The following is an 8,779-nucleotide window of genomic DNA, read 5'->3' as shown; positions in this document are numbered from 1 at the left end:
CAGACAAGTGATCAGCCTTGCTTGTTGTGGAAGCTGGCCTTGCCAGCGATGAGGTCCTCAAACCCGCAGAAACGCCTGATGCAGCTCACTCAAAGTCGCAAAGTGATACGCAGGCTGTTCTGCCGTCAGTTCCTCATGGCTGCCAAACCCATAACCCACCGCTACTGCCTCAAGACCATTGCTACGGGCACCAATCAGGTCGTGCTTGCGGTCGCCGATCATCAGCGTCTGGGCCGGGTCCAGCGCTTCTTCTGCCAGCAGATGGGCGATAAGTTCGACCTTGTTGGTGCGGGTGCCGTCGAGCTCGCTGCCGTAGATCACCTTGAAGTGATGATCGAACTGGAAATGCCTGGCGATCTCGCGGGCGAACTCCCAGGGTTTGGAGGTGGCGATGTACAGCGTCCTGCCCTGCCCGTTCAAGGCTTCCAGCAATGGCTGGACGCCGTCGAACACCTGGTTCTCGTACAACCCGGTGAGCTTGAAACGCTCACGGTAGAAGTTCACCGCCTCCCAGGCCCTGGCTTCGTCGAAGCCATAGAACTGCATGAACGCCTGCAGCAACGGCGGGCCGATGAAGTGTTCCAGGCGCGTCAGGTCCGGTTCATCGATGCCGAGCTTGGCCAGCGCGTACTGGATCGAGCGGGTAATACCCAGGCGTGGGTCGGTCAGGGTGCCGTCGAGGTCGAAGAGGATGTTTTGCTGGTGCATGGCTATCTCGAATAAGGGCCGTAGGCAGGATCACTCAGGCAGGTGGTAGCCTTCGGCAAGGTGCTGGTCTTTGAGTTTCACGTAGTTGCTGGCGCTGTAGGGAAAGAACGCACGCTCTTTCTCGGTCAGGGCGCGGGCCTGTTTCACCGGGCTGCCGACATACAGAAAGCCACTTTCCAGGCGCTTGCCAGGTGGAACCAGGCTACCAGCACCGATGATTACCTCGTCTTCAACCACCGCACCGTCCATGATGGTGCTGCCCATGCCGACCAGGATCCGGCTGCCCAGGGTGCAGCCATGCAGCATGACTTTGTGACCAATGGTTACTTCATCGCCGATCAGCAACGGGAAGCCGTCCGGGTTGAACGGCCCGGCGTGGGTAATGTGCAGCACGCTGCCATCCTGCACGCTGGTGCGCGCACCGATGCGGATGTGGTGCATATCGCCGCGGATCACCGTCAATGGCCACACCGAGCTGTCTGCGCCAATCTCGACATCGCCCAGCACCACGGCGCTGCGGTCGACGAATGCGCGCTCGCCCAGACGCGGTGAATGGTTCTGGAAACTGCGGATGGCCATGATAGGAATTCTCTTTGGTATGGATAGGGCTGCGGTCGGCGTCGATTGTAATTAAGATGGTCCCATGTTTCTTCTGCCAAGGTGTTTAACCGTGAGTGCGAACAACCCGCTCCTGCAGTCTTATGACTTGCCGCCCTTCTCGGCGATCCGTGCCGAGCATGTGCAGCCGGCGATTGAACAGATCCTGGCCGACAACCGTACTGCCATTGCCGACATCCTCAAGACCCAGGGCCAGAATCCAAGCTGGGCCGGTCTGGTGCTGGCCATGGACGAACTCAACGACCGCCTGGGCGCTGCCTGGAGCCCGGTCAGCCACCTCAATGCCGTGTGCAACAGCGCCGAGCTGCGCGAAGCCTATGAGGCCTGCCTGCCGGCATTGAGCGCGTATGCCACCGAACTGGGTCAGAACCGTGAGCTGTTCCAGGCTTACGAAGCATTGATCGCCAGCCCTGAAGCGGCGGGCTTCGATGTCGCGCAAAAGACTATTCTCGAACACGCCCTGCGTGACTTCCGCCTGTCGGGTATCGACCTGCCGGCCGATCAGCAGCAGCGTTACGCGCAAGTGCAGAGCAAGCTCAGCGAGCTGGGTAGCCGCTTCTCCAACCAGCTGCTCGACGCCACACAGGCCTGGACCAAGCACGTCACCGTCGAAGCGGCGCTGGCCGGCCTGACCGATTCGGCCAAGGCGCAGATGGCTGCCGCCGCCCAGGCCAAGGGCCTCGACGGCTGGCTGATCAGCCTGGAGTTCCCCAGCTACTACGCGGTGATGACCTACGCCGAAGACCGCGCCCTGCGTGAAGAAATCTACGCCGCCTACTGCACCCGCGCCTCCGATCAGGGCCCGAATGCCGGCCAGTTCGACAACGGCCCGGTGATGGGCGAGATCCTCGACCTGCGTCAGGAGCTGGCTGAGCTGCTTGGTTATGCCAATTTTGCCGAGTTGAGCCTGGCCACCAAAATGGCCGAGTCCAGCGACCAGGTGCTGAGCTTCCTGCGTGACCTGGCCAAGCGCAGTAAACCGTTCGCCGCCCAGGACCTGGCCCAGCTCAAGGCCTATGCCGCCGAGCAGGGTTGCCCGGACCTGCAAAGCTGGGACAGCGGCTTCTACGGTGAAAAACTGCGTGAGCAGCGCTATAGCGTTTCCCAGGAAACCCTGCGCGCCTACTTCCCGATCGACAAGGTGCTGTCCGGCCTGTTCTCCATCGTCCAGCGCCTGTACGGCATCGAGATCGCCGAGCTCAAAGGCTTCGACACCTGGCACCCGGACGTGCGTCTGTTCGAAATCAAGGAGCACGGCCAGCACGTCGGGCGTTTCTTCTTCGACCTTTACGCCCGCGCCAACAAGCGTGGCGGTGCGTGGATGGACGGTGCCCGTGATCGTCGCCGTACCGAAGCGGGCGTGCTGCAGAGCCCGGTGGCCAACCTGGTGTGCAACTTCACCCCGGCCGTACCCGGCAAGCCGGCGCTGCTGACTCACGACGAAGTCACCACCCTGTTCCACGAGTTTGGTCATGGCCTGCATCACCTGCTGACCCGCATCGATCATGCTGGGGTCTCCGGGATCAACGGCGTGGCTTGGGATGCGGTCGAGCTGCCGAGCCAGTTCATGGAAAACTGGTGCTGGGAGCCGGAAGGCCTGGCGCTGATCTCCGGTCATTACGAAACCGGCGCAGCCCTGCCCCAGGACCTGCTGGAGAAGATGCTGGCGGCGAAGAACTTCCAGTCCGGGCTGATGATGGTCCGCCAACTGGAGTTCTCGCTGTTCGACTTCGAACTGCATGCCCGCCATGGCGACGGCCGCAGCGTACTGGAAGTACTCGAAGGCATTCGCGATGAGGTTTCGGTCATGCGCCCGCCGGCGTACAACCGCTTCCCCAACAGCTTTGCGCACATCTTCGCCGGTGGCTATGCCGCGGGTTACTACAGCTACAAGTGGGCTGAAGTGCTCTCGGCCGATGCTTTCTCGCGTTTCGAGGAAGAAGGCGTGCTCAACGCTGAAACCGGCCGCGCGTTCCGTGAAGCGATCCTGGCCCGTGGCGGCTCCCAGGAGCCGATGCTGCTGTTCGTCGACTTCCGTGGCCGTGAGCCGTCAATCGATGCACTCTTGCGCCACAGTGGCCTGAGTGAGGATGTAGCGGCATGAGTGATGGGCCTGTGATTACCAAGAAACGCTTCATCGCCGGGGCGGTCTGCCCGGCGTGCAGCGAGCCGGACAAGCTGATGATGTGGAGCGAAGACAGCGTTCCGCATCGCGAGTGTGTGGCGTGCGGGTTTTCCGACACCCTTAATGAACAGGGGTTGTCGGTGCCGAAAGAGCTGGGCACCCGGGTCAACAAGGTTGAGGTCAAACCGGCCGAAGCCAAGGTGCAGACGGTGCAGTTTTTCCCCAATCCCAAGCTGAAGAAGCCCGCCGAGTAAAGCCGTCCCCCACCCGGGGCAGCTTGGCCCCGGGTGACCTTCCGATTTCCAGCTGGCAATAAATAACTATCGCCTGGCCAGCTGACAGGGCTTTCAAACTCGGGCCTTTAACTACCCGAGTAAGAAAACGCCATGAGCACAAAAAATCCACTATTGGCCCTTAAAGGACTGATCGCCTACGACAAGGTCACCGTTGAGCATGTACGCCCTGCCATCGATCAGGTGATTGCGGCGCATGAAGACGGTATCGAGCGGATCATCGAACGTCAGCAAGCACTGCCTACCTGGGATGACCTGGTGCTTGCCGTCGATGAACTGGATGCCGGGTTACAGGGGGTGTTTTACTCGATGGTTCCGCTGATGACCTGGGGCGATAACTGGGCAGCGGCGGTGCTGGAGTGTTATGCGCTCATCGATGCCCGCTTCAAACGCAAGGTCAAGAATGCGCGTCTTTACGCCTTGTATGAGCGCCTTGCCAATAGTGCCGTTGGCCGCAACCTTGATGCTCACCAGCGCAGTACCTTGCAGCAGACGCTGAAGGCATTTCGCCTGGCCGGTGTTGGTCTGGACAATGCCGGCCAGCTTCAGCTGGAACAGCTGGAGGCGCGGATTCGCGAGCTGGAGGCAAGGTTCCGGGAAAATCTCGGCAAGTCGGTTGAGCAATCCAGTATCCATATCACCGACAACCAGCGCCTTGATGGCGTGCCCGAGCCGTTGCGTGCCGAGATGGCCAACAAGGCCAGGGAGGTCTCGCTGTCCGGTTGGTTGATTGTCTGTGAACAGGCCGCCTGCACGGCCATCCTTGAACATGCCACCGATCGCACTCTGCGTGAGCAAGTCTACCGCGCCTACAACACACGGGGCTGGGACAGCGATGCGGCGTTCGACAATGGCCCGGTGCTGGAGCAGCTCGCGCAGGAAAGGCACAACAAAGCGCGCTTGCTGGGGTTCGACAATTACCTTGAATTAAGCCTTCAGTCCAAGAGCGCCGGTTGCGCTGAGCAGGTGCTTGGATTTCTCGACGGTCTGGTGCGCAGAGTCAGTCCAGCGATGGGCAAGTGGCAAGAGCGGCAGCGGGAAACGGCACGAGCGCGCGGCCTGACCGATGTTGAACCGTGGGACGTGGCTTATCTGCAAGCCTCAATCAAGCAAACGGCAACGGGGCTGTCCAAAGAAGCGCTGCGGGACTTTTTCCCCTTGGACAAGGTGGTGGATGCCCTGCGCGAACTGGCGCAGCAATTGTTTGGCGTGACCTTGAATCGCTACGACTCAGTGACAGCGTGGGACTCGAGTGTGCAAACATTCGAAGTGCTCCAGGACCACGCGGTAATTGGCTACCTGTACCTGGATCTCATCGACCGTCCAGGCAAGCAGGCCCTGGGTGTTTCTACCTCATACCTGTGGAACCGACGCATCGATGCCGAAGGTATCTATCATGGTGCCGTAGCCACTGTTTTCACGGACATCTCCCCAGGCCTGGGTGACGCACAGCCGCTACTCGACCACTTATCGCTGCGCAAATTGTTTCATGAATATGGCCATGCCTTGCACCATCTGCTCGTGCGCACAGGTAATCACCTGTTATCCGATGTGCGTCAGCTGGGTACGGATGGGGTCGAGGTATCTGGCAAGCTGCTGGAGCGTTGGGCATGGCATGCAGATTATCTGGCCAGTATTTCTTCGCATCATGAACACGGTCAGGCGCTGACGGCGGCGCAAGTGCAGGAAGTCCTGGTGCAGTTGCAAGGTGAGGGCATTGAGGAGTGCGCGCGGAACCTGTCGCAGGCCTTGTTCGACCTGGACCTGCACCGTGCAGGGAATGATGGCAGGACCATCGAGCAGCGTGCCGCGACCAGCCATGCACAGGTTTCGGGCTGGCCGCTGGCTGGTTTCGAACGTCCGATGCACGCCTTTGACCACCTGGTTAGCGGGTACGAGGCAGGGTATTACGCCTACCTCTGGTCCGATGCGCTGGCCTGTGACCTGTTCTCGCGTTTCGAGAGTGAAGGCCTGCTCAACGCCCGAACGGGCCGGGCACTGCAGGAGGCTTTCCTGTCGCAGGGTGCGGCGCGGCCACTGGTAGAGAACCTTAGTGCCTTCCTTGGACGGCCGGTGAGCCACGAGCCTTACTTGCGCTGGCTCGGGCTGGCCGAGGACGAATGACCAAAGGTGCTGGCAGAATCGTGAGCACAGCATTACTGTATATGAATACAGTATTCAGGTGGCGCCATGTATTCTCCCGCACCGCAAAAGGGCCGTGGTACGACCCACAATCCCCACAATCGCTTCGCACCCCGGCGTTCGCTGGCCGAAGATGACGGTTGGTACCAGGAGGTTCCCCTGACCCAGGGGACCGAGGTACGCAGCGAGATCGCCAAGACCATCATCACCCGCAACAACTCACCCGACCTGCCCTTCGACCGCTCGATCAATCCCTATCGCGGTTGCGAGCACGGTTGCATTTACTGTTATGCGCGTCCCAGTCATGCCTATTGGGACTTGTCCCCCGGGCTCGATTTCGAAACCAAGCTGATCGCCAAGACCAACGCCGCCGACGTGCTGGAGCAGCAACTGAGCAAGCCTGGCTATGTCTGTGCGCCGATCAACCTGGGGTCCAACACCGATCCTTACCAGCCGATCGAGCGCGAACAGAAGCTGACCCGGCGCTTGCTGGAAGTACTGCTGCGCTATCGTCATCCAGTCACCATCGTCACCAAGGGCTCGCTGATCCTGCGCGACCTGGACCTGCTTGCCGAGCTGGCGCAGCAAAGGCTGGTAGCCGTGATGATCAGCCTCACCACCCTCGATGACCAGCTCAAACGCACCCTCGAGCCGCGCGCCGCCGCACCCAAGGCCCGGTTGCGGGCGATCCGCGTACTCAGCGAGGCCGGCATACCCGTGGGGGTGTTGTGTTCGCCGATGATCCCGATGATCAACGACAGCGAACTGGAGCATCTGCTCGAGGCCGCCAAGGCCAATGGTGCCCTGAGTGCTGCCTACATGATGTTGCGTCTGCCGCTGGAGGTTGCGCCATTGTTTGAGCAGTGGTTACAGGATCATTACCCGCAACGGGCCAATCATGTGTTGAGCCTGATCCGCCAGAGTCGCGGTGGCGAGTTGTACGACAGCCGCTTTGGTGCGCGCATGCGCGGCGAAGGGGTATTTGCCGAGTTGCTGGCGCAGCGCTTCGGCAAGGCGATTCGTCGGCTGGGGTTGAACCAGCGCGAGGGCTATTCGCTTGATTGCACTGCGTTTTGTCCACCGGGCAGGCAGATGTCCCTGCTCTGATTTCAATCAGCCAATAATTGATGTGATGGTTGCTGCGCGCAAAACATCCAACTGTCATGCGCTGTTCGGATCATCAACCGGTAAAATGGACTTAACCTAAAACGTCAAAGAGGATGAAGCATGCCCATCAAGGACCCATCCAAGGCCATTCCGGAAGTCCCCGCCGAGAGCGCCGATGCCGCCCTGAAGCATATCGTCGACGGCTTTCTGCGGTTTCACCACGACGTCTTCCCGGAACAGCAGGAACTGTTCAAGAAGCTCGCCACCGCACAAACCCCTCGTGCGATGTTCATCACCTGTGCCGACTCGCGCATCGTGCCCGAGTTGATTACCCAGAGCTCCCCCGGCGACCTGTTCGTCACCCGTAACGTGGGCAACGTCGTACCGCCCTACGGACAGATGAACGGCGGTGTATCCACCGCGATCGAATATGCGGTGCTGGCCCTCGGCGTACACCACATCATCATTTGCGGTCACTCCGATTGTGGTGCCATGCGCGCGGTGCTCAATCCCCAGAGCCTCGAGAAGATGCCGACGGTCAAGGCCTGGCTGCGCCATGCCGAGGTCGCCCGTACAGTGGTCGAGGACAATTGTTCCTGTGGCAGCGAGCACGAAAGCATGCAGGTACTGACCAAGGAAAACGTCATTGCCCAGCTGCACCACCTGCGTACCCATCCTTCGGTAGCTTCGCGCCTGGCGGCCGGCCAGCTGTACATCCATGGCTGGATCTATGACATCGAAACCAGCCAGATCGAGGCCTACGACGCCGCCAGCGACAGTTTCCTGCCTCTGGCCGCAGGTCAACCGATCCCTTGCGCAACCCCGAGAGGGCGCTACTAAGCGCCGTGGGATCTGGCTCCCACAAGATCTGAAGACTTCTTGTGGGAGCTGGCCTTGCCAGCGATGCAGGCACCGCGCAACAGCTGGCACAGCGTCGATCCTATCGCCAGCAAGGCTGGCTCCCACAATGGCCAGTGATCAGGCCGACTGATCCAGCTCCAGCCCCACACCCAGTTGCCGCGACAGGCACGGCCAGCGTTTCCACGCGGCGCCTGTGTCCGGGCTGCTGAGCTTGTCGCGGTATTGCTCGACCGACTCCAGGGCAAAGCTCTCTTCATCGAGCATCTCGTCCACTGAGTGGTGCACCACTTCATCCAGCTGGTTGGCGAACGCTTCGCCGATCAGTTGGTGGGCGATCAGGTTGGCCACAGTGGTGTCCAGCGGGATCAGCGGCTGATTGAAGTGCTTGATGTACAGGTCGTTGACCTCTTCCACCAGGCGATGCGCCAGGTAGGCTTCATCCAGCAGGCATCCGAGGCCCAGATGGGTATTGGTGATGGCAGGCGGCTGCAGGAAATACTGTTCAGCGATTTTCAGTACCGGCTTGATCTGCGATTCGATACCGGCTTCGCGAGCGACTTCGTTAGCCGCTTCGAGCATTTCCGGAACCTGTTCGATGTAAGCGCTGACGAAGCGCGCCAACGCACCTTGGGCGTCGATCTCCGGCAGCTGGATTGAGGGGTGCAGATGCGGCAGTTGTTTGATCAGTTGTTCTTTCAGTTGGCCGGTTTCGGTCTCATGTTGATGGGCTCGGGTGATCTGCTCGCGCAAAGCGGCGATGTTCATGACAACTCCAGGGTAAAGGCGTGACAAACGGAAGACATAAGGTAGCTCGGTTCTGCAAAGCGCTAAGACGTATTTGTCATAACCCGGAACCGCTTATAGTCAGGAATTATATCGAAGTGCCATCATTGTGCTTTCAGCCTAGATAAACCGCGGCCTGACG

At 60.2% G+C, this 8,779-nt stretch carries 8 protein-coding genes; 5 read left to right on the top strand and 3 right to left on the bottom strand.

Annotation, left to right across the window (positions count from 1 at the left end; all coding sequences use genetic code 11):
* Positions 1 to 57: 57 nt before the first annotated feature.
* Entirely contained in the window at positions 58 to 708 is a 651-nt protein-coding gene (locus tag NPS47_RS20220; protein ID WP_274296549.1) for an HAD family hydrolase, read from the bottom strand.
* A gap of 30 nt (positions 709 to 738) precedes the next feature.
* Positions 739 to 1,287: a gamma carbonic anhydrase family protein gene (locus NPS47_RS20215; protein WP_274296548.1), complete on the bottom strand. Its 549-nt coding sequence runs from the start codon at positions 1,285 to 1,287 to the stop codon at positions 739 to 741.
* A 91-nt stretch (positions 1,288 to 1,378) separates the two neighbouring features.
* On the opposite strand from NPS47_RS20215, the gene prlC reads away from it, so the two are divergent.
* From prlC to NPS47_RS20190, 5 genes are all read left to right on the top strand, one after another.
* Positions 1,379 to 3,430: an oligopeptidase A gene (gene prlC, locus NPS47_RS20210; protein WP_274296547.1), complete on the top strand. Its 2,052-nt coding sequence runs from the start codon at positions 1,379 to 1,381 to the stop codon at positions 3,428 to 3,430.
* Positions 3,427 to 3,705, top strand: coding sequence for a YheV family putative zinc ribbon protein (locus NPS47_RS20205; RefSeq protein ID WP_038605199.1), 279 nt, complete (start codon positions 3,427 to 3,429; stop codon positions 3,703 to 3,705). The genes prlC and NPS47_RS20205 overlap by 4 nt, the downstream gene beginning before the upstream one ends.
* A gap of 132 nt (positions 3,706 to 3,837) precedes the next feature.
* Positions 3,838 to 5,868, top strand: coding sequence for a M3 family metallopeptidase (locus NPS47_RS20200; protein WP_274296546.1), 2,031 nt, complete (start codon positions 3,838 to 3,840; stop codon positions 5,866 to 5,868).
* Positions 5,869 to 5,934: 66 nt separating this feature from the next.
* Positions 5,935 to 6,993, top strand: coding sequence for a PA0069 family radical SAM protein (locus tag NPS47_RS20195; RefSeq protein WP_274296545.1), 1,059 nt, complete (start codon positions 5,935 to 5,937; stop codon positions 6,991 to 6,993).
* 120 nt (positions 6,994 to 7,113) lie between these two features.
* The gene (locus NPS47_RS20190; RefSeq protein ID WP_274296544.1) at positions 7,114 to 7,833 is read left to right on the top strand and encodes a carbonic anhydrase; all 720 of its coding nucleotides are present in this window, start codon (positions 7,114 to 7,116) and stop codon (positions 7,831 to 7,833) included.
* A 138-nt stretch (positions 7,834 to 7,971) separates the two neighbouring features.
* Here the strand turns inward: NPS47_RS20190 and NPS47_RS20185 are convergent, their stop codons facing one another.
* Positions 7,972 to 8,619, bottom strand: a complete 648-nt coding sequence (locus NPS47_RS20185) for a hypothetical protein (RefSeq protein WP_274296543.1) — start codon at positions 8,617 to 8,619, stop codon at positions 7,972 to 7,974.
* Between the last annotated feature and the right edge of the window lie 160 nt (positions 8,620 to 8,779).

It is taken from the genome of Pseudomonas putida, from assembly GCF_028682475.1.
In the GTDB taxonomy this organism is placed as follows: Bacteria; Pseudomonadota; Gammaproteobacteria; order Pseudomonadales; family Pseudomonadaceae; genus Aquipseudomonas; species Aquipseudomonas putida_AG.
Note: the sequence above shows the minus strand (reverse complement) of the source record. Positions and strands in the feature narration are given on the sequence as shown.